The organism is Lactococcus sp. SK2-659 (assembly GCF_020218185.2).
Lineage (GTDB): Bacteria > Bacillota > Bacilli > Lactobacillales > Streptococcaceae > Lactococcus > Lactococcus lactis.
In genome coordinates, this window is the sequence record NZ_JAIWQZ020000001.1 from 614249 (window position 1) to 634908 (window position 20660).

The window sequence follows — 20660 nt, forward strand, 5'->3', positions numbered from 1 at the left end:
AAACTATTTGATAATGTTATAATGAAAGGTGAATATTATAAGGATTAAGATTATTTTTGGGGGATAGAGATATGAAATTTTTACACACATCAGACTGGCATATTGGAAGAACACTCAATGGTTTTTCTTTATTGGAAGAACAAAAATATGCATTTGAGCAAATTTTATCTTTGGCAAAACAAAATCAAGTTGATGGAATTATCATTGCTGGAGATCTTTATGACCGAGCAGTTCCGAGTGCAGAATCAGTCATAACATTCAATCAGATGCTGAGAGAGATGAATATTATAGAAAAGTTTCCTATTTATATGATTTCAGGGAATCATGATGGAGCCAAAAGACTAAGTTATGCTAAGGACTGGTTGGATTATAATAATTTACATCTACGAACATCCCTTGAGGAATCCTTTATTCCAGTGGAAACAAAAGAAACTCAGATTTTTTTACTTCCCTTTTTTGACCCAATGGATGCAAGAATATATTTTTCGAATCAGGGATTAGATGAAGAGGACACAAAGCAAATTAAGACAATTGATGATGCGATGACATTGGTAATTTCTAAGATGAAAAGTCAGTTCAATAATAAGAAAAATCAGGTTTTAGTCACTCATTTTGCGGTGAGTCCTCATAAAGAAGAAATTGTTTTAACAAGTGAAACCCCATCTAAAGTAGGTGGATTATCGACCTTAAATGTTTCACAATTTGCAGATTTTGATTATGTTGCGTTAGGTCATATTCATACTAGGTTAGCTTCCCCAAGTGATAAAGTACAGTATTCGGGGAGTCCAGTAAAATTTAATACCAAAGAAGCGTCAACACAAAAAGGAATCTTTGTTGTTGAAATTAAAGAAAAAATGCTCAATTCTAACTTTCTTCCACTACAAGTTAAAACAGATTTAGTAGTTCTTGAAGAAGAATGGGAGCAACTCATAAACCGTGATTTTTATGAAAGGCAACCAATTAATAAAGCTTGGTTTGCGATTACAATTAAGAATTTTGACCGGACAAAACTCGTGGGACAAAATTTACGTGCCCAACTGCAAAAGATTTATGGAACAATTATAGAACTTGACTATCAATTTGAAAAAAGACAATTAACAAGAAGTAGGAGTCAAGATATTGAAACTTTAGATAATGTGGAAATTCTTTCTAGTTTTTATAAATTTACTACAGGGGAAACGCTAGATGATGTACAGACAGCAATCATTGAAAGTACATTTAATGAATTAGAAGGAGAAAAATAAAAATGAAGCCTATATATTTGGAAATGAATTATTTTGGCCCCCATGAGAATTCTGTCGTAGATTTTCGACTGCTAGATGAATCTCCTATATTTCTAATTAGTGGGGACACAGGCGCTGGAAAATCCACGATATTTGACGCGATGACATATGCGTTGTTTGGAACAACAACGGGTGATAGAGATGCCAAAGAAATGAGAAGTCAGTTTGCAACAGCTGATGATAGGACAAGCGTGACTTTTTATTTTGAACAAGGAAATCTTTTATACAGAATTGAAAGAAGTCCTGAACAAAAACTCTTAAAGAAACGAGGCAGTGGATCTACTCTTCAAAAATCAACAGCAAAATTAGCTATTGTAGATAGAGTAAAAGGAATCGAGAAAAATAATATTGCAATAAATCCTAAAAACGTTGGAGAAGAAATCACTCGTCTTTTACATCTGAATGCCGAACAATTTAAAAAAATAATTCTTCTACCTCAAAATGATTTTTCGAGATTTTTGAAGTCTTCTACTCCAGATAAAGAGGCAATATTAAAAAGAATATTTGGTACCTACATTTTTACATCTTTTAGCAATGAGATAAAGGCTAAAAATTCAGAGATGAATGCTGTTTATTTAGAACATGATCGAAAACAACAAAATTTATATGAATCATCAATTTGGAATCCTATTGAATTAAAAGAACTAGAAGATGCAGCTGAACAAGAAAAACTGGATCTAGTCACGTCTCTATGGAAGGATCGTGTTGCGAGAAAAAATGAGATAGAAGGTCAAACTTTTGAACAAGAAGAAAAAGTAACTTCGCTTGAATTAGCTTATAAATCCGCGTTGGAATTAGAAAATCAGTTTAAAAATCTAAATAATTTAGAAAATGATTACCAGCAGAATATTATTGAAAAGTCAGCTATTTTTGAAGAAAATTCCGAATATCTAAAAAATTGAAATGGGCCTCTCCCTTAAAAGAAAGTATTCATGAATTAGAACAAGATATAAAACAGTCAAAAAGTTTAAAAAATAATATTGCTGGGATAATTTCTGAAAAAGCAAAAGATGAAATTCTTTTGAAAAAATTAACAAACGAAAAAGAGGACCTAAATAAACAGCAAGAAAATATTAATGAGAATAAAAAAGCAGCAGAAAAAATATTTATCCAGATTCAGCTATCACTTCAAGTAGAAAAAAAACAATCAAAGGTAGAGGAGTTAAAGTTAGAGCAAGCTGATAATCTCACACTACTAGAAAGTTTTAAAGCTAACTTGGGACAAGCAGCCGAAAATATTTCAACTCTTCAAGATGATGTTATTTCTGATGATTACTTTATTAATAAAAGAGAAGAGAGAAATCAATTAGAATTAACATTTCGAGGGAAATTAATTCCGACCTTTCAGAAAGTGAAACATTCAAAAGATGATATTGTTGGGTTAGAATTAAAATTAAAAGAAAACACAATAGCGCTTTCTGAAAATAAGGACAATCTAGAAAAGGCTAAATTTGCTTATAATGAAAAATTAAAAGGTAGAAGGCGCTTAATGATCGTACAGCTGCAATCTGAGTTGCAAGAAGGCGAAGCATGTCCCGTGTGTGGTGCATTAGAACATCCGTTTACAGAAACTATTGAAGAAAGCTCTTATAAAGAACTTGGAAATTTATTGAAAGAGATTGATGAATCACAAAAGAAACAAACAGTCCTTTTGGAGAAAAATAAACAATTACAACAATTAAAGACTGAACTTAAAACTAGTCTTGATTTGAAAAAAATAGAGGCAGATGAGTTTGAAAAAGAACTTTCAATTCTTTATAGTGAATTTATTGCTGATTATTCAAAAATATTTCCTGATTCCTTTGATGAAGTATCTATTGAGGAAAGTCTTTTAAATTTAACGAAATCGTTAGAGATGGAAGAGGTAAAAAATGATGAAACAAAAGTAAAGCTTGCTGATTTGGAGTCAAAAAAACTTGAATTACAGGAAAAGGTAAAAGACTTTGAATATAGTAATCAAGAGTTTAATAGGCAGATAGAAAATTTAATCGCCGAAATAACAGAGATAGGGATTATTGAAACAAGTTATAATTTGATAAGGAAGCGAAATAGGCTAATAGAAGAAGCTGATTTATTTGAAAAACATCTGTCAGAACTAATGGCACAACTTTCAGATATTAAAATAAAAATTTCTTCAAAAACGGCCAGCTTAGATTCATTGGAAAGTCAAGAAGCAACATTACTTGAAAGGATAAGGGCCAATAAAGAAAAAATAAAAGAAAAATTTTCTGAGCAAGAGGCATTCACGACAGAATTTCAAATATTAAAAGAGTGGGCTTATGATGATGATTTAATTCAGATTTCCCAAAAAGTTGAACAATATAAAGCAGATAAAGCAAGATTGAAAGTCGAAATTAAAAATATTCAGCAATTAATTCAAAATAAAAAGCGACCAAATCTTGCATTGATTGAAGAAGAAAAAAAACAGACAAATGAAAACTATGTTTTTTTGCAAAAAAAATTGGTATCTGCTGAAAATGAAGTAGAGCAAGCGAAGTTGATTCTTAGTGAATTAAAAAAAGTCATAAAAGAACAAGATAAGGATGCTAGCAAAAAAGCTGCAATTACTAAGCTTTATAATGCAATTTCAGGTAGAGCTTCCGAAGATAAACTAAGGCTTGAAACATATGTGGTCCAAAATTATTTAGAAAAAATTCTTGATTATGCTAACCTTCATTTTATTAATCAGTTGTCAAACAATAGATATCGATTTGAACTTGCTGGCGAGGGAAATAATCGACGAATGGATCATGGCTTAGATATTAATATTTATGATAATGAAACAGGGGCGGCTCGTTCAGCTGATACCTTATCGGGTGGAGAAACATTTATAGCCGCATTGTCAATTGCTTTGGCTTTAAGTGAAGTCGTACAAAATACAGCTAATGGTGTCCAAATAGAAGCACTATTTATTGATGAAGGATTTGGTTCTCTTGACCAAGAAACATTACAAAAAGCAATGCAAGCTCTTGAACAAATTGGTGAAAATAGATTAGTTGGAGTAATTAGCCATGTAGAGGAAATGAAAGCAACTATTGGACAACAAATTATCATAAATAAAATGGGGGATGGTAGAAGTAATATTAAATCTGTTATTAAATAATTTTTTTATGCTAACTAAAAATGATGTAATATTTCTATTTCAGTTGTAGCTTTGTGTTCAAGTAAATGTTATAATTACTCTAACGTATAAGAATTATAGGAAGAAGCAATAAGGGAAATTGTAAATTATGAGGGAGTTAAAGGATTTTCTGCCACTTGGGAGTGTAGTTTTACTTGCTGGGGGAAGTGAAAAATTGATGATCATTGGTTATAAGCAAGTAGAGTTAGATTCAAATAGTGAGCTAGACTATTCAGCAATAGTAATACCAGAAGGATATAAAAATCTCAAATCGATTCGTTATTTTAATCAAGAAGAAGTTGTTTATATTTTTCAAATGGGTTTTTTAGATAATTAATTGAAAAGATTATGGAGTTAGTTCTATGAAAAGGCAGGAGGTTTTATATCTTTTGCTTTTTTTATTGTCTACAATTACTGTTGATGGCGAAAAATAAGAATTTTTGTATGTCGAAATCTTTTTATTTCGCTTTAAAAAAAATACAACAAGTATTATTGGATTCTTAATGAAAGAAAATAATTTGTTTATAGCAACTATTAGGTTGATATTAGGCTTTTACTCGATTTTTTAACGATTATGAATAATTATACATTATAGAAAGTGAGTTTTTGATGAATAAAAACTATTTGTCTATAGTGTAATCTATATAAAACTGTTTATTAGAGAGGGGTTGTGTATTAAAAAAATATCAAAAAGGAAACTATTTATAAAAGCAAATCATGAATAATACTTCCAAACGCTTGAATTATTATTAATTTAAATGTATTATGTTATTGTGAAACAATTTTATTTTAAACGAAAAGGAATAAACTATGGAGAAACTTAAGAAAGAAAATCTCAAAGAAGTAAACACTCAATTTCGTACTTGGAAATCTGGTAAAACTTGGCTTTATAGTTCTGCAGTTATTGCATTTATATTAGTAGGTGCTTTAGGAACTGAACTAGACGTACATGCAGATGGACAAGTTCTTAGTTCAGCGGGTGCTACTGGGACGGAAAATACCGCAACCGGAGGTTTAGGATCTAATGCCACCGCAGGCGCTGATAATGCCTCATATGCTAATTCACTGCAAAGTTCAATCACTTCTTCAAATATGGTGGTTGCAAGTAGTTTAGCAGCTACCTCAAGTGTGGCTAGTTTTACAACTGTAACGAGTACGAGTAACGTTGTTTTAAGACAAGATGGAACTTCAGTAATTTCAAACTCTTTAGGCTCTACTGCAGCTCCAACAGGACTTCCAGAAACTAAAAATACAACTAATACTGACGGAACTTATAGTGTTAATAGTTCTGTTAACAGAGTTGATTCCTCAGCCTCACCAGCTTTAGGAGTTACAAATAGCACAGCATTAAATAATAATGGGGCAATACAAGCTGGTAGTAGTGCAAACCCTTCGACATCATTTGATATTAAGCAAACTCAAATAGTACCTTCAGGAGAACCAGCTAATGATATTCTGTCTGGGGGAAATTATTCATGGACAGTCGAAGCACCTTCTAATTTAGTGGAGGCTGGTCTATCAGTAGCAGATACCAAAGTAATTTATGTGGCAAATCAGGAATCGACGGCTAATTTACAAGGGACTACAACAACTCTCGCTGTAAAAAATAATGCAACGGCACAAACAATTGGTGGTTCTTATCAGATAATAAATGAAGGAGCTCAAAGTTATTATCCGAACGATGTGGTAGGAAGTGAAGGGTTTGTTCAATCAACTTCTACAACTGCAAAAAATTCTGCTATTGCATCCTCGATTGCTGATTTGTCAAAAACTACTAGTTCTATGGCGATTGATTATGCTTCATTGTCTGCCGCAGAATCACAAGCAATTGCAGCGGGTGGATTTAATGCAAGTGCGGCTTCTTTACTTACACAGATGACGAATCTATTGACTAGTATTACTGCAAATAGTACAGCCATTGCTTCAATGCAAAATATGATGAGCGCAGAAGAAACTGGCTATATCGTCACTTCAGCAGCCAGTACTGCAATGGTTAGCATTCAATATACTGCTGACTCAAGTACGACAGAAGCTTTAGCTAATACTCTTGGAGGTGCAGTAGGAAGTGTGGCTTCCCTTGTAAATGATATAGCTGCAGGTGCGGGCTCTGCTTGGGTTTCAACTACTGATACAATCAATCAAATTTTGAATGGTAACTTAGCTTCCTCTCTTGCAACATATTTTACTGGTGCTTTAGAGGCTGTTATTGATCCAGCTGTAAGTGTTCCAGACAACGTCCTTAAGTATGTTGGACTCTCAGCAACAGATTATGTGAATGGAATTATTTCAAGTTCAGTAAATACTATTCTTTCGCCTTTTAACCAGTTGTCATTTAATTCTATTTTAAATGGCGGTCAACAACAACTTAATAATTTAATTACTACAGTTTTAGGTACTGAAATATCTATTCCAAATCCACTTACTGGAGGAGCACTTTTCTCTGGACCTACTATTGGTGAACTTTTAAAAATTAATCCTACTAGTTTTGAACAAGGAATTTATAATGTTTCTACTCAGATTCAGTCTATAACTACAGTTGCAGCGACAGCTTTACAACAGTATGGTAATAATGTTCAGTTTGCAATAAATTCTATTAATGAATCTGGAAAGGTATTGGCAAATGCTAGCTCCCCAACGAGCGGAATATTTACTGAAAATTATCTTGCACCAGTTGTTGATAACGGTGATGGTACCTTTACCGTTCAAGGAAGTGGTCATGGCTTTATTACAGCTGTAGCTAACTGGGCAACTAATCTTGTGACAAATTATACCCAATCAGTGGGTAATGAACTGGGAACGATTGTTACTCTACCAAGTTCGATTACAAATCTATTTGATGATTACTCAAGTAATACTTCTTATACAGGGCTTGCTATTGTAGATAACTTTTTGAATGGTATACTCAATACAACCACGGCAGCTTATAGTACCGCTTTAAAAGGATATAATTCTATTGTCCAAGGATTACAAGCAGATATTACAAATAGTTTAACAAGCGGAACTAATAGTATAGGGTATTCTTTAGGTCAAACTTTAGCAGGAATAGGCAATATTGCTAATTTATCAAATTCTGCTATTGCTGGTTCAATACAAGGAAATTTAAGCAGCCCACTTGATGCTATCCAATTTGGTATTGGTGTGATTGATGGTGTTCTCAGCCTTGGTGGGAATGTTGGTGCAAATGGTACAGGAACAGCTGCTATTCCTACAATAACAGCATCTGCAACTATGACAGTTGGGTTTACAGCACAAGACCCAAGCAGTCAGATTAGTCAAAACCTTGCATACGAAAACTATTATTATCAAGGTCAAAAAGCTGTTACAGGATCAAATCAGGATGGTATGTTTGTACCCGAAACGTTTGTAGTTAAACCAACTTTAAATGGAGCAACTACAACAATGGGGACTGCTGCAGCATCTACGCAAGGAGGGAATACTGCGGGAGTAAGTTTAAACAGCGCTCCAACACAGGCTGGTTATACAACAATTGTCTATCAAATGAACAATGAAAATATTAACCCTATAATTGCTCCAACTAGTGCTGTAACAATTACGACCCAATCTCAAACCGTATTTGTTGGGGATCAATATTCTCCAGATGCTGGCTTCGTTTCTGCAATTATAACTGGAGGTAAGAGTTTATCATTGGATGAACTCAGTGTATCTGGATACGTTAATACAAACTCAGTCGGAACTTATACAGTAGATTATAGTTATATTGATCCTATAACTGGTAAAATTTATAAATCATCTGCGCCAGTTTATGTTGCTTCTGGTAATCACCAACTTGCGGGAGCATATTTACAAGGACAAATTTATGCGGATGGAAACCAACTAGCCTATGATTTTGTTCAAATTGAAAATGATATGATGGACGCAAATACTTCTCAACCTACGGAAGGGACCCTTTATGACACCCATACAGGTAAAATTATTGCTACCGCCCATGGAAATATGGTAGTTGATAATATCGGTGCTGGTCATGTTGTTTTGACTTATAGCTTTGATGCTTCAAGTATTCCTGTGGGAGACATATTGACAAGTACAGTTACTTTTGCCGACCCAATTACTCTACCTGGATCAGGAAGCTTGACGGTTGTTGCATCAAACAATTCAAATAGTTCTAGCTCGACAAGTAATAGCAGTAATGTTGCATCTAGTTCTAATAACAGTGCTGAAAGTTCTAGTGCAACTAATAATTCAAGTATTGCTAGTAGTTCCTCAAGTTCTATAAGTAGTTCAGCTGCAACAGGAGGTGTAACACTTCCTGGTGAAGGATCACTCACGGTTGTCCCTCCTACCGGAACAACAGATCCAGGAGTAACAGGTCCAACAGGTCCTGAGGGTAAAGAGCCAGATATTAGCATTGGAGAAAATGGTGATTGGTATATTGATGGAAAAGATACGGGAGTTTCAGCACAAGGGCCAACAGGTGTAGCAGGTAAAGATGGTGCCGATGGTCAAAATGGTACAAATGGTAAAGACGGAGAAAGTCCAACACTTACAATTGGAAATAATGGAGATATCTTTATCAATGGAAAAGATACGGGAGTTTCAGCGCAAGGGCCAGCAGGTGTAGCAGGTAAAGATGGTGCTGATGGTCAAAATGGTACAAATGGTAAGGATGGAGAAAGTCCAACATTTACAATTGGAAATAATGGAGATATCTTTATCAATGGAAAAGATACGGGAGTTTCAGCGCAAGGGCCAGCAGGTGTAGCGGGTAAAGATGGTGCCAATGGTCAAAATGGTAAAGATGGAGTTAATACAGATGACACTCTTGGAAATAATATGAGAGTAAAAGTAATAGAAAAAGTACCATTTTCAAAAGTTGGGAACACTGCACTCTCTGTTCCTACAATATCGACTGGTAATAATTCAGCTCTTCGTAACAAGGTGAATGTTCTTAGTACGCCTATAGTATTGGAGCCATTTGGAGCTTCACTTCCTACTACAGGCTCAGATGAATTAATGAGTTCAGAGTTGATGGCACTTGGCTTAGATTTGCTTTCAGTATTGACAATTGGAGGAATTGCATGGAGAAAGAATACATTTGAAAGATAATTAACTAGTTTCTTTTGAAAATAAAATATAAGATTTCTTTTTTAAAATAAAAAAGGCTCTCGTTTGTGAGAGCCTTTTTACTAGTTAGAGAAATTTTTTCATGAAATCAATTTTTTCCCATCTCAGAATTCATCCAAACAGGCTCTAAACAGTTGCCGTCTAGATCTTGGACTTCAAGACCATACATCATTTCTTCAGAAATACCATTATCTAAATAAAGGCTTTTTCCGCCATTTTCATTTGCCAATTTACCAAAGTCCTTTACACTCTGCGCACTTGAAAAAGTAAATGAAATTAATGCAGCACTTGATGATTTTGTATCCGCAATTTCTTTTTCACCAATGAATGTTTTATAACGAGCATGTGATAGTAGCATGATAAAAAAATTTTCATCCCAAACCATGCAACTAACCAATTCATCTGAGAAATTAGGGTTCTTTTTGAAACCTATTTTTTCATAAAAACTAGTTGATGCTTCAATATCAGATACTGGAAAATTTACAAAAACCATAGTTGTCATATTGTTTGCCTCCTTGCGTAAATGAAAACGTTCTCTAAAAGATCTTACTTGAAGTATAACAGATAATAGTGCAGGAATCCAAACTTATGACTTAAACTTTTTGAGAACGAAATCTGCAATTTAGTATGGAAAGAAAACTGTGAGTTTTCAAATATATTAATTAATATTAAAAGATAAATAGCCTATGCAAAATATATTGATTAAATATTTAGCGTATGCTATAATTGTGAAAAGATTTATAAGTTTTTATTTACCAGCATAAGGAGAGAACAATGATAAGTACTAAACATTTAAATGTATTCTATAATGAAAATAAAGTCCTGAAGGATATTCAACTAGAAGTTAAACCTGGGAAAATCACTGGTATTATCGGACCAAACGGTGCAGGAAAATCTACTTTAATCAAGGCTATTCTCAATATTATTCCACATTCTGGAAAAATATTAATAAATGGTAAGGTAAGTAAAAAGGAACTGAAAAATATAGCTTATGTAGAGCAAAAAAGTGATATTGATCATACTTTTCCAATTAAAGTTAAGGAGTGCGTATCTCTTGGTACTTATACGGGATTAAAGTTGTTTCAAAAACTTGGAAATAAAGAATGGTCAAGGGTTTCTAACGCTTTACAAAAAGTTAACTTATCAGAATATGAAAATAGGCAGATAGGTGAACTATCAGGTGGTCAATTTCAAAGGGTTTTGTTGGCAAGGTGTTTAGTTCAAGAAGCAGACTATATCTTTTTAGATGAACCATTTGTAGGGATAGACTCAATAAGTGAAAAGATTATTATGAATATTCTTCAAGATTTAAAAAGTCAAGGGAAAACCATTTTAATAGTACATCATGATCTAAGCAAAGTAAGAGAGTATTTTGATGACATTATTATTTTAAATAGAGAATTAATTTCTTATGGTTCAGTAAGAGATAGTTTTAATCAAAAATACTTAAAAGCGGCATATGGAGATAATATATTTATAGGAGATTAAGAATCAAATGATACAGAATTTTATAAATGGTTTATATGAATTCCATTTTTTACAGAATGCTTTAGTTACAGCAGTTGTGATAGGCGTAGTTTCAGGAGCACTTGGTTGTTTCATCATTTTGAGAGGAATGTCCTTAATGGGTGATGCGATTTCTCATGCAGTACTTCCTGGTGTTGCTATTTCCTATATTTTAGGAATAAATTTCTTTGTAGGGGCAATTATTTTTGGATTACTTTCCTCGATAATTATTACTTTCATAAAAAATAATAGTATTATCAAAGGAGATACTGCGATTGGAATTACATTTAGTTCATTTCTAGCTTTAGGTGTTATATTAATTGGAATTGCCAATAGTTCAACGGATTTATTCCATATCCTTTTTGGAAATATTTTAGCAGTGCAAGATATTGATAAATGGTTGACAATAGGAGTTTCGGGAATTGTTTTAGTAGTAATCATCCTTTTTTTTAAGGAACTTTTAATTACATCATTTGACCCCTTAATGGCAAGAGCAATTGGAATGAAAGTTAATTTTTATCACTATCTTTTGATGGTTTTATTGACGCTTGTATCAGTGACTGCAATGCAAAGTGTTGGAACAATTTTAATTGTTGCTATGTTAATTACGCCAGCAGCAACAGCATATTTATATACTAATAGCTTGAGGAAAATGATAATTCTCTCCTCATCATTAGGGGCAGTTTCTTCCGTTTTAGGTTTATTTATAGGTTATAGCTTTAATATTGCTGTCGGCTCAAGCATTGTTATTACCTCAGCTATCATTTTTGCAATTAGTTTTTTAGTTTCACCAAAACAAAATTTTATAAAAAAGAAGGTTAAAATTGATGAACAAAAAATATAAAAATATATTGATAACTTTTATAGCACTAGGTGCTATCGTTTTTCTAGTAGGTTGCTCAAATAAAAAAACAGACCAAGTCACAGATAAAAAAATAAATGTGGTCGTGACTAATTCAATTTTGGCAGATATCACAAAAAATATTGCTGATGATAAAATCAATTTGCATAGTATAGTTCCGGTTGGAAAAGACCCGCATGAATATGAACCATTGCCTGTAGATGTTCAAAAAACTTCTAAAGCAGATTTAATCTTTTACAATGGTTTAAACTTGGAAACAGGTGGAAATGCATGGTTTACAAAACTAGTGAATAATGCAAATAAAAAAGAAAATATTGATTATTTTCCTGTAAGCACTGGAGTTGAGGTCATTTATCTTGAAGGAAATAACACTGAAGGAAAAGAAGACCCGCATGCTTGGCTCAATTTAGAGAATGGGATTATTTATGCAAAAAATATTGAACAACAGTTATCTAAAAAAGACCCAGTTAATAAGGACTTTTATAAACATAATTTAGATAAATATGTTAAAAAATTATCTGATCTTGATCAGCAAGCAAAATCCAAATTTTCTTTAATACCTGAAAATGAAAAGATGATTGTAACGAGCGAAGGTTGTTTTAAATATTTTTCTAAGGCTTATAATATTCCCTCTGCTTATATTTGGGAGATAAATACAGAAGAAGAAGGCACACCAGACCAAATAAAAAATCTGGTTAGAAAGTTAAGAGCTACTGAACTCAAATCGCTTTTTGTAGAAAGTAGTGTTGATAATCGACCAATGAAAACTGTCTCTAAGGATACAGGAATTCCAATTTATTCAACAATATTTACAGATTCAGTGGCGAAAAAAGGAGAAAATGGGGATAGCTACTATAGTATGATGAAATGGAATTTAGACAAAATTTATAAAGGGCTTGATAGATAGTCTTCTTGATTAATTTTAGCTGTTTTATGTTTGAAGAATATATGTAATAGCCTTAAAAAAAGGACTTTATCTAGGTCCTTTTTGTTATTACTTATAAGTTGAATAGTATTTACATATAAAAAAATTATAAAATCGTAAAAATAAAATTCTAAACGATATTCAATATGAGTAATAATGACATATAAAAACAATTATGTCATTATTTCTTTTTTTATAGAAAGTAGGAATGGCTCTATAAAGGGTTTATATCTATTTTGGTAAAAAATAATGAATAAAAAATAAAAAATTATTCTATAAAATAAAAAAAAGACAAACACTAAAGTGTTTGCGATATAATACATCAACCTTATTGTAAACAGTAGAACATAAAGTTATATAAGTGTAAACCATAAAAGTTGTAGTTAATTTGTTACAACATGTACTCTATACCATTTTATTTATTGATTTCAATATATATAACAGGGATTTAAAGCTGTAATTATAGGAATAATGAAGGTAATTTATCAAACTTATTCATAGAAGAAGTTTTAAATGTAAAAAAATTTCAAATAAGGCTAGTCTTTAAGAAAACTAATCTTTTTTGTAAAGTTATATGAATACATTACAGATTCCGAAATATACGTAACACATATATGATACTGTATAGTGTACATTATCTTTACGATTATGTCAAGTATTTTTTATAAAAAAACTTTGAGTGTTTATTATGTCTGATTGACTATCCACGTTAATACAACATTTTCTGTTGTTTCTTTCGGAAAAAGATTAGTTTTTCTGAAAGTACTTGAAATTATAGAAAAGAATTCCTTAATATAATTAAGATTCAAAATTAGAGGTTATCTTAAAATAAAATAATATTTAGTTTATGAGGAGAGTATGGAAGAGAATAGTAATTTTTACTTGCGTTTAGAAGAACTTGTTCGCCTATCGCATAAATCAAATAATCAGGTAGAAAGAGAACTCGGTTATCCCCGTAATGCCTTAAATAACTATAAGGGTAGAGGAGAACCTTCAGCTGTTCGATTGCTAGAATTAGCAAGTTATTTTGAAGTATCTCCAGAATTCTTGATTGGTAAGAGTCTAGATAAAGAAGTTAAATCTATAAAAGAGATATTTGAAAGATTAAACATGGCCCAAAGAAAAGAGATTTTTGAGTTAAGTTTAGACTGGATACTCTCACTAAAAGAGTCAAGTCTTAAATAGATATTAAAATCCTAATTTTGAAGCTTTAGACACGATATATGATTGTTTGTTAGTTGAAAGGGGGTAAAAGGTTAATAAATATTGTTCCGTCCAGATAATGGGACTCATTGTCACCTTCTAAAATTATTTTAGAGGGAAGAAGTAAAAAAACTAAATGGAGAAAGAAAAATGAAAAAATTCAAAAAGGCTAGTGCAGTTGCACTATTCTCAACAGCTTTGATTGGTGCAAGTGCAGTGGCAGTTCCTTTGATGAATGCTACATCTATTACTGCGCAAGCCTCAGAAGTAGACGTTACACTAGCTTCTAAAACTAAACTTGATTCTACTTATGGTTCACCAATTAATACAACAGGTTCACATATGGGGACACTTACTGTTACGAATAATATTGGTGCTCAAGCAAATATTTTACTTCAAACATTAAAATCTGCTGAAATTAAAATCCCTGCTGAATTAGCAAATAACATCAAATTTGATGATAATGCTGATGTTTCTGTCCAAATGGGGATTAATATCACTAAAATTCCTGTACTTGGAGATCTTTTTAATAGCCTTGCTACTGGAACAGATAATGCAATCAAAAAACAACTTGCAATTATGGTGAATAATCCTCAATTTGCTGGAAGCAACTTGGATAAAGTTTATGATGCTCTTAATGTTTTAGAAACTTTCCAAAATATGGATTTATCTAAGCAAGTTTCAAATATTACCGTTCAAGATGGTGTTGCGACTGCTAAATTCGACGATGCAACTGCTCGTCATATTGCAAATCAAATTATTACTATGCTTGATAACCTTCAAAATGCAATTAATATGGTCAATTGGGGAAGCGGAATTTTCGGAACTATCGGTAATACAATTACAAATATTGTAAAACCAGGTATCAATGTGGCTCTTAATTCAATTAAGAGTATCATCAACGGTTCAGCAAATATTGCAAGTATGTTTGGTAATGCAGGTGTATTTACATCAGCTACAATTAAATTCCCTGTAGACTTAGATCTACCAATGAGCTGGTTTGAACAATATGCTCCTAATGGTTTGACAACAAACTTCACTGCTGGTATTGAAAATACTTCAGGAATTAGCTGGGATATCTTTGCAAATACAGCAGATGCAAACAAAGATGTAGTGTTCTCTGATATTGTAGCTCCAGCTACTCCTATTCTTAGCAACGTTAAAAAATCATCTGTAACTGTAAAAGCAGAAGCTGGTTCAACAGTTACTGTTTACAATGCATCAGGTGCTAAAATTGGTAGTGCTAAAGTTCCAGGAACTGCTGACGGTAAAACACAAGCTACAGTAAATGTTAATATTACTGAGCAAAAAGCTGGGGCCAAAGTCTCAGCAAAAGCAGCAGATGCTAGTGGAAACACATCAGTAGCTGCCAATGCTACTATTCCAGGAGACCCGACCCCAACTCCAGATCCAGATAAGACTCAAGTAGTTTACCGTTTGTATAATCCAAATACTGGGGAACACTTCTACCCAACATCAGCTTACGAACGTGACCAAGATATCAAAGCTGGTTGGAGAAATGAAGGAACATTAGAAACTGCTCCAACAAGTGGTACAGCAATTTACCGTGTTTATAATCCAAACGCTAAAGGTGGAGACCACTACTATACAACAAGCCAGTATGAAGCAAAAAGTCTTGTATCTAAAGGATGGAGATGGGATAACAATGCTAAACCTGTATTCTATTCAGGCGGAAGCAAAGCAGTATATGTTGCCTATAACCCTAATGCTGAAACAGGTGCCCACAACTATACTATGAGCTCATTCGAACAAAATTCATTGCTCAGCATCGGATGGAAATATGGTGAGACAGCCTGGTTTGCAGTTAAATAATAGATTTGGCTAAACGAATTTAATATTCTATATAAGCAACTATCGCTATTAAGCGATAGTTGCTTTTTTATTATAGTATGAAGTTCCTGAGGAATAAAATTAATCAATGATATACCATACAATATTAATATTGTATCTCACTTAGTGTAAAGCTATAATATTAATCGAAGAAAATTTATATATTAGCAAAAGAAACTAGAATGAAACAAGTAAGTTATGATGAAGTAGTTGAACTTTTAAGTTTTAAAGAATCAATTCAGGTAATGAGTGATTGTTTAAAAGGTCATGAGAACGGAACAATTGCTCAAGTAGAACGAATGGTCGAAATATTACCTGATGGAAAAAAATAAAAGTGTTTTTGCTTTAATGCTAGCTTGTCTTGGTGAAAATCGTTATTTTGGTGCTAAAATTATAACTGCTTTTCCGGTTAATCATGCCTTAAATCTCCTTTCTCATGTTGGAGAAGTAATGTTATTTGACTCAAAAATGGACTTCCTGTTGTATTGGTTAACGCTAATGTAATTACTTGGATTAGAACGCCAGCTGTATCAGCTCTTGCTACAGACTTTTTGGCAAAAAAGATTCGTCAATTCTTACTTTATTTGGTAATGTATATTAAGCAAATTTGCCTTTGGAAGCATACTTTGCGTTCGTTCCATAAAAGTTATTCATGACTTTAATCCAAATATATGAAATACAATCTATAGATAAGATACCAGTAGAGGTCTTGACTAGATAATTTTAGTATAATTGAAGAAGGAGGCTGAAATGAGATTGCTTTTAATTGATAATTATGATTCATTTACTTATCTATTGGTACAGTATTTCGAGGAATTAGATTGTAGTGTAACAGTGGTTAATGACCAAGATAAAATGAGTCAGAAAATTAGAATTTCTCCGGATTTTATTTGTGAAAATTATGATGCGATTATCATTTCTCCAGGTCCAAAAACACCAAAAGAAGCCGTTTTTAGTAGGGATGTAGTTCAATTATACGCTGGAAAAATTCCTATGTTAGGAATTTGCTTGGGTCAGCAAGTCATTGCTGAATGTTTTGGGGGAAATGTTGTTCTTGGTGAGAGGCCAATGCATGGAAAAATTTCTGTCATTCGTCATAATTGTCAAGGAATTTTTAATGGACTTCCACAAAATTTGAAAGTTGCACGTTATCATTCATTGATTGTCGATAAACTACCTAATGATTTTGAAATTGATGCGCAAAGTGAGGATGGTGTTATTCAGGCGATTCATCAGCCAAAATTAAAATTGTGGGCTTTACAATTTCACCCAGAAAGTTTAGTTACTGAATATGGTCATGAAATGTTAAATAATTTTTTGAAAGTGGTGTAGTCTTTTGAAGGAATTTATAATAAAAAATACGGATATTTGGAAAATTTTCCTAAAATATTATCGGTCAGATGAAGAAATTGTTTTTTTACATAGTAGTCAGGTGACCGAAAATGAGCATTATAGTATTTTAGCTCATAAACCTTATAAAAAGGTTTCAAAATATAAGGGTCAAGTGTTTTTTAATGGTGAAAAAAAGAAGTTCAATTTTTTAGATGCGGTAGATTTGCTGAAGGATGAGAGAGTTGAACGACCTAAAAATTGGCCTTTTTATCCAGAATTATTGGGTTTTGTAAGTTATGAGCAAGATCCGGCTTGTTTTGCAGCTTATGATGAAGTTTTACTTTTTGACCATAGAACAAAACTGTTACGGGTCGTGCAATTTGAACAAACTGATGGCCAATATTGGCTGACTGAATCGGAAGAAATTGAAGTGGATTCAGAGATTGAGTTTGATGGTCAGAATGGCATAGGGGCTGTTTTTATTGACCAAACGAGGCAAGAATATATTGCTTCAATAAAAAAATTACAAGATTATATGAAGGCTGGCGATATTTATGTTGCCAATTTGACGCAACAATTTAAAATTTGGTCCGATCAAAAACCTATTGATGTTTTTAAGAAAACAAGGAAACAAATTCCTGCTCCTTTCTCATCATTTTTACACTATCCTGAATGGAAAATGACGCAAATTTCAAGTTCTGTTGAACGCTTTGTTTCTATTCATAATGGAGCATTAATTTCAAAACCAATTAAAGGAACAATTGCCAGAGGAAAAGATGTTGTAGCTGATAGATTACAAAAGGAAATACTTTCCAACAGTAGTAAAGAACGGTCTGAGTTACTGATGGTGACGGATTTATTGCGTAATGATATTGCCCGAATTAGTCAACCTTTTTCTTTGTCTGTCCCTAAATTTGCAGAAATTGAAACTTTTTCTCATGTTCATCAACTGGTGACTTCAATAAAAAGTAGAATTAAAGAAGATTTGACTTTTTCAGAATTTATGACGGCTTTATTCCCGGGAGGGTCAATCACAGGTACACCTAAGAAGCGGGCAATGGAGATTATTAAGGAAGTTGAAAAACAACCCAGAGGAATTTATACAGGGATGCAGGGTTGGTTAAGTCGAGAAATGGATTTGGATATGAACATCGTGATTCGGACATTAGTTCATGACGGTGAGCATTATCAGCTTGGTGTAGGCGGTGGAATTACGTTCGAGAGCGAAGCAGAAGCAGAGTTTTCAGAGATCTTACTAAAAGCAAAACCTTTTTTAGATATATTAGGTGTAAAAGATGTTCCAAGTATTTTATTTACAACGGGTCTTGTCAAAAATGGTGAATTGTTAAATTTAGAGGGTCATGTCAATCGCTTGAAAAAACAATACCATCATCCAGATTTGGAAAAAAAATTGAGAAAATTTGCTCAAAATGTTACTGACGGAGTTTTACGTGTCAGCACTGACGGAGATTCTTTGACCCCTGAGATTCGTCAACTGACGCATTCAAATGAGGCCTATCGAGTTAAACTGTCGTCAATTAATGACAAGCCTAGTCTTTTGTCTAACTTTAAACTTTCAGGTCCAGATTTTCAAAAGGTCTTTCGTCAGGAAGTCTTAGATGCGAAAAAAGAAGGGTTTCAAGATATTCTATTTCATACAGATGGTTTGATCAGTGAATTATCAATCGGAAATTTTGTGGCAAAAAAGGGTAATCAGTACGAAACGCCAGCCAAATATGCTCTAAAAGGAACTTTTTTAGATTTATTTGCGAAAAATCATACCCTAATATATAAAGATATTGCGCTTTCTGATTTGAAAACATATGATTGTTTTTATATGACAAATGCTGTCAGAGGATTAGTTGAAATTAAAATTGACGGAATTTCCTAATATAAGTCCTTGGTTTTACTGACCAAGGACTTTTTTTGGAGCAAAAATTACTGACAGAATCTGTCAGTAAAAATATTCTAAAAATTTACTGACAAAAATAAATTAAAATTAAGAAATACATCTCAAGTCTGAATTTTTAATCGCAAAAATGAGTTACAATAGATTTTATAAAGGAGAGGAGCGTGAAGATGATTAAAATCTACCAAAAATCAAGTTCAAACCAGTCAGCTGAGCGCGTTACCAGTTGGTTTAAAAAGCGAAATATTCCTTATGTTGTCATTTCCAAAACTTCATTGTGTAAAGAAGATATTGTCAGAGTCTTAGAGCTTTCAAATAAAGGTTTTGAGGAAATTATTGTTTCGGAATCAAAAGCACCCAAACTTTATTCAGAATTAAGAAGTTCTTGTGATATGGACCAAATTTCGACGGAGCAAATGATTCAATTTATTTTGAAAAATCAGCAATTATTACGTTCACCAATTACTTTTGATGACCGTCGTTTACTTATAGGTTATAATAACGAAGATATTCGGACCTTTATTCCTTGGCGTCTCCGTTAGTGAATTTGACCTGCTCTTTTGGTATAATAATTTTAATGACAAAAGACAGGACATTAAGATGAAAATTGAACTTTTTGAGGAAGATATTCCCGAATTTAGTAATGAAATGATGACATTAACCCAAGTTTTTGCCACTTTTAAATGTGGTGAAGACTTGCAAATGGCACGTTACAATTTAAAAAATCAGTCAGAAATTTTTCAAAACTATCCTCAAGTGACACAGATGTTGGAAAAAAAGGATGTTTTACCTCTGACCCTTGTAGATGGAGAAATCACATTGATTGGTGACTATCCAACGGTGGAAGATTTAACAGAAATCACGGGCTTAAGTTTTCAAAATCTCGGATGTGAAGAAGACTGTCAGGACTGTTCTTGTCAGTAAAATTTACTGACAGAAATGATTAAACTCAAGAAACTAATAATAAAAATAAAAAACCTCATAGTTCTGAGGTTTTTTTGTGTAATTTAATTTTTTTATAAGCCCACTCGTAGTGCGATGACATAGAAGACTGAAAATATTGCCCCAGACTAGTTGAACCTGTCCAATCAAAATATTTTTTTGTGAACAATTCTTTGTTTGAAAAATTTTCAATGAGAGTGATTAGCTCCATATGGCTTTCAGAAAGTTGTTGTGTTATCTCAGATAATGATTTTTTTTGCCCATTTATTTGAAAATTATCATTCATTTCACCATAATTTTTCCAATTATAAGGAGAGGGCAGAAAGGGCGTTTTCTCTCCTCTTTTATTTTTTTCGACAAAGTTGATTAATAACTGATGCAACTCATAGAGATGAACCATGACGTCTCTTAGATTTTTATCTCTTGCCCAATGCTTTTCTTTTTTATCTTCAACATTAAAAGTAAAATTATCATTTTTTGTTTCTTCGTTTAGTGAATTGATTAGTGAACATAATTTCTGCCAACTTTCTTCAGAAAAAGTAATTAATTCCTCTTTGGATTGAGCTCTTGCCATTATGATATCTCCTATTTTCAATTTTATTAATATTCTATCACAGTTATATTCCTTTTCAAATAAGAATACT

General features: G+C 32.7%; 16 protein-coding genes and 3 pseudogenes. 17 read left to right on the plus strand and 2 right to left on the minus strand.

What is annotated here, in order from left to right:
• Window positions 1–71 precede the first annotated feature (71 nt).
• From LDP15_RS02875 to LDP15_RS02890, 4 genes and pseudogenes are all read left to right on the plus strand, one after another.
• Window positions 72–1244, plus strand: coding sequence for an exonuclease SbcCD subunit D (locus tag LDP15_RS02875; protein WP_015426571.1), 1173 nt, complete (start codon window positions 72–74; stop codon window positions 1242–1244).
• Between the two features lie 2 nt (window positions 1245–1246).
• Window positions 1247–4386, plus strand: a pseudogene (locus LDP15_RS02880) (SbcC/MukB-like Walker B domain-containing protein).
• 127 nt (window positions 4387–4513) lie between these two features.
• Entirely contained in the window at window positions 4514–4741 is a 228-nt protein-coding gene (locus LDP15_RS02885; protein WP_015426569.1) for a DUF4176 domain-containing protein, read from the plus strand.
• Window positions 4742–5214: 473 nt separating this feature from the next.
• Window positions 5215–9468, plus strand: a complete 4254-nt coding sequence (locus LDP15_RS02890) for a bacterial Ig-like domain-containing protein (RefSeq protein WP_225513469.1) — start codon at window positions 5215–5217, stop codon at window positions 9466–9468.
• A 106-nt stretch (window positions 9469–9574) separates the two neighbouring features.
• Here LDP15_RS02890 and LDP15_RS02895 read toward each other — a convergent pair whose 3' ends face one another.
• Complete coding sequence (locus LDP15_RS02895) at window positions 9575–9988, minus strand: VOC family protein (RefSeq protein WP_015426567.1); 414 nt, start codon at window positions 9986–9988, stop codon at window positions 9575–9577.
• A gap of 272 nt (window positions 9989–10260) precedes the next feature.
• On the opposite strand from LDP15_RS02895, the gene LDP15_RS02900 reads away from it, so the two are divergent.
• From LDP15_RS02900 to LDP15_RS02960, 13 genes and pseudogenes are all read left to right on the plus strand, one after another.
• Window positions 10261–10974 (plus strand): metal ABC transporter ATP-binding protein, encoded by a 714-nt coding sequence (locus tag LDP15_RS02900; protein WP_015426566.1) that lies wholly within the window; start codon window positions 10261–10263, stop codon window positions 10972–10974.
• A 7-nt stretch (window positions 10975–10981) separates the two neighbouring features.
• Window positions 10982–11836: a metal ABC transporter permease gene (locus tag LDP15_RS02905; RefSeq protein ID WP_015426565.1), complete on the plus strand. Its 855-nt coding sequence runs from the start codon at window positions 10982–10984 to the stop codon at window positions 11834–11836.
• On the plus strand, window positions 11820–12761 hold the full coding sequence (locus tag LDP15_RS02910) for a metal ABC transporter substrate-binding protein (RefSeq protein ID WP_015426564.1): 942 nt from the start codon (window positions 11820–11822) through the stop codon (window positions 12759–12761). The genes LDP15_RS02905 and LDP15_RS02910 overlap by 17 nt, the downstream gene beginning before the upstream one ends.
• Window positions 12762–13637: 876 nt before the next feature.
• Window positions 13638–13964, plus strand: coding sequence for a helix-turn-helix transcriptional regulator (locus LDP15_RS02915; protein WP_015426563.1), 327 nt, complete (start codon window positions 13638–13640; stop codon window positions 13962–13964).
• Window positions 13965–14213: 249 nt separating this feature from the next.
• A pseudogene (locus LDP15_RS02920) lies at window positions 14214–15071 on the plus strand (adhesive domain-containing protein); the annotation flags it as partial.
• 24 nt (window positions 15072–15095) lie between these two features.
• Window positions 15096–15809 (plus strand): annotated as a pseudogene (locus LDP15_RS02925) (Ig-like domain-containing protein); the annotation flags it as partial.
• Window positions 15810–16015: 206 nt separating this feature from the next.
• Window positions 16016–16165 (plus strand): hypothetical protein, encoded by a 150-nt coding sequence (locus LDP15_RS02930; RefSeq protein ID WP_225513468.1) that lies wholly within the window; start codon window positions 16016–16018, stop codon window positions 16163–16165.
• On the plus strand, window positions 16152–16337 hold the full coding sequence (locus tag LDP15_RS02935; RefSeq protein ID WP_015426561.1) for a hypothetical protein: 186 nt from the start codon (window positions 16152–16154) through the stop codon (window positions 16335–16337). The genes LDP15_RS02930 and LDP15_RS02935 overlap by 14 nt, the downstream gene beginning before the upstream one ends.
• Window positions 16319–16489 (plus strand): hypothetical protein, encoded by a 171-nt coding sequence (locus tag LDP15_RS02940; RefSeq protein WP_231853423.1) that lies wholly within the window; start codon window positions 16319–16321, stop codon window positions 16487–16489. Before LDP15_RS02935 ends, LDP15_RS02940 begins: the two co-directional genes overlap by 19 nt.
• A gap of 94 nt (window positions 16490–16583) precedes the next feature.
• The gene (locus tag LDP15_RS02945) at window positions 16584–17165 is read left to right on the plus strand and encodes an aminodeoxychorismate/anthranilate synthase component II (RefSeq protein ID WP_015426560.1); all 582 of its coding nucleotides are present in this window, start codon (window positions 16584–16586) and stop codon (window positions 17163–17165) included.
• A gap of 4 nt (window positions 17166–17169) precedes the next feature.
• Complete coding sequence (gene pabB, locus LDP15_RS02950; protein ID WP_225513467.1) at window positions 17170–19056, plus strand: aminodeoxychorismate synthase component I; 1887 nt, start codon at window positions 17170–17172, stop codon at window positions 19054–19056.
• 188 nt (window positions 19057–19244) lie between these two features.
• Window positions 19245–19616 carry an ArsC/Spx/MgsR family protein gene (locus LDP15_RS02955; protein WP_017864571.1) on the plus strand — a complete coding sequence of 124 codons (372 nt, stop codon included), beginning with the start codon at window positions 19245–19247 and terminating at the stop codon, window positions 19614–19616.
• Window positions 19617–19674: 58 nt separating this feature from the next.
• The gene (locus LDP15_RS02960; protein ID WP_015426557.1) at window positions 19675–19998 is read left to right on the plus strand and encodes an arsenic metallochaperone ArsD family protein; all 324 of its coding nucleotides are present in this window, start codon (window positions 19675–19677) and stop codon (window positions 19996–19998) included.
• A gap of 55 nt (window positions 19999–20053) precedes the next feature.
• Here the strand turns inward: LDP15_RS02960 and LDP15_RS02965 are convergent, their stop codons facing one another.
• Window positions 20054–20590 (minus strand): ClbS/DfsB family four-helix bundle protein, encoded by a 537-nt coding sequence (locus LDP15_RS02965; RefSeq protein WP_225513466.1) that lies wholly within the window; start codon window positions 20588–20590, stop codon window positions 20054–20056.
• Between the last annotated feature and the right edge of the window lie 70 nt (window positions 20591–20660).

Excerpts from the sequence above, each read along its gene's own strand:
- LDP15_RS02875 (WP_015426571.1), top strand. The coding sequence starts at position 72 with ATGAAATTTTTACACACATCAGACTGGCATATTGGAAGAACACTCAAT.
- LDP15_RS02885 (WP_015426569.1), top strand. The coding sequence starts at position 4,514 with ATGAGGGAGTTAAAGGATTTTCTGCCACTTGGGAGTGTAGTTTTACTT.
- LDP15_RS02890 (WP_225513469.1), top strand. The coding sequence starts at position 5,215 with ATGGAGAAACTTAAGAAAGAAAATCTCAAAGAAGTAAACACTCAATTT.
- LDP15_RS02895 (WP_015426567.1), bottom strand. The coding sequence starts at position 9,988 with ATGACAACTATGGTTTTTGTAAATTTTCCAGTATCTGATATTGAAGCA.
- LDP15_RS02900 (WP_015426566.1), top strand. The coding sequence starts at position 10,261 with ATGATAAGTACTAAACATTTAAATGTATTCTATAATGAAAATAAAGTC.
- LDP15_RS02905 (WP_015426565.1), top strand. The coding sequence starts at position 10,982 with ATGATACAGAATTTTATAAATGGTTTATATGAATTCCATTTTTTACAG.
- LDP15_RS02910 (WP_015426564.1), top strand. The coding sequence starts at position 11,820 with ATGAACAAAAAATATAAAAATATATTGATAACTTTTATAGCACTAGGT.
- LDP15_RS02915 (WP_015426563.1), top strand. The coding sequence starts at position 13,638 with ATGGAAGAGAATAGTAATTTTTACTTGCGTTTAGAAGAACTTGTTCGC.
- LDP15_RS02930 (WP_225513468.1), top strand. The coding sequence starts at position 16,016 with ATGAAACAAGTAAGTTATGATGAAGTAGTTGAACTTTTAAGTTTTAAA.
- LDP15_RS02935 (WP_015426561.1), top strand. The coding sequence starts at position 16,152 with ATGGAAAAAAATAAAAGTGTTTTTGCTTTAATGCTAGCTTGTCTTGGT.
- LDP15_RS02945 (WP_015426560.1), top strand. The coding sequence starts at position 16,584 with ATGAGATTGCTTTTAATTGATAATTATGATTCATTTACTTATCTATTG.
- LDP15_RS02955 (WP_017864571.1), top strand. The coding sequence starts at position 19,245 with ATGATTAAAATCTACCAAAAATCAAGTTCAAACCAGTCAGCTGAGCGC.
- LDP15_RS02960 (WP_015426557.1), top strand. The coding sequence starts at position 19,675 with ATGAAAATTGAACTTTTTGAGGAAGATATTCCCGAATTTAGTAATGAA.
- LDP15_RS02965 (WP_225513466.1), bottom strand. The coding sequence starts at position 20,590 with ATGGCAAGAGCTCAATCCAAAGAGGAATTAATTACTTTTTCTGAAGAA.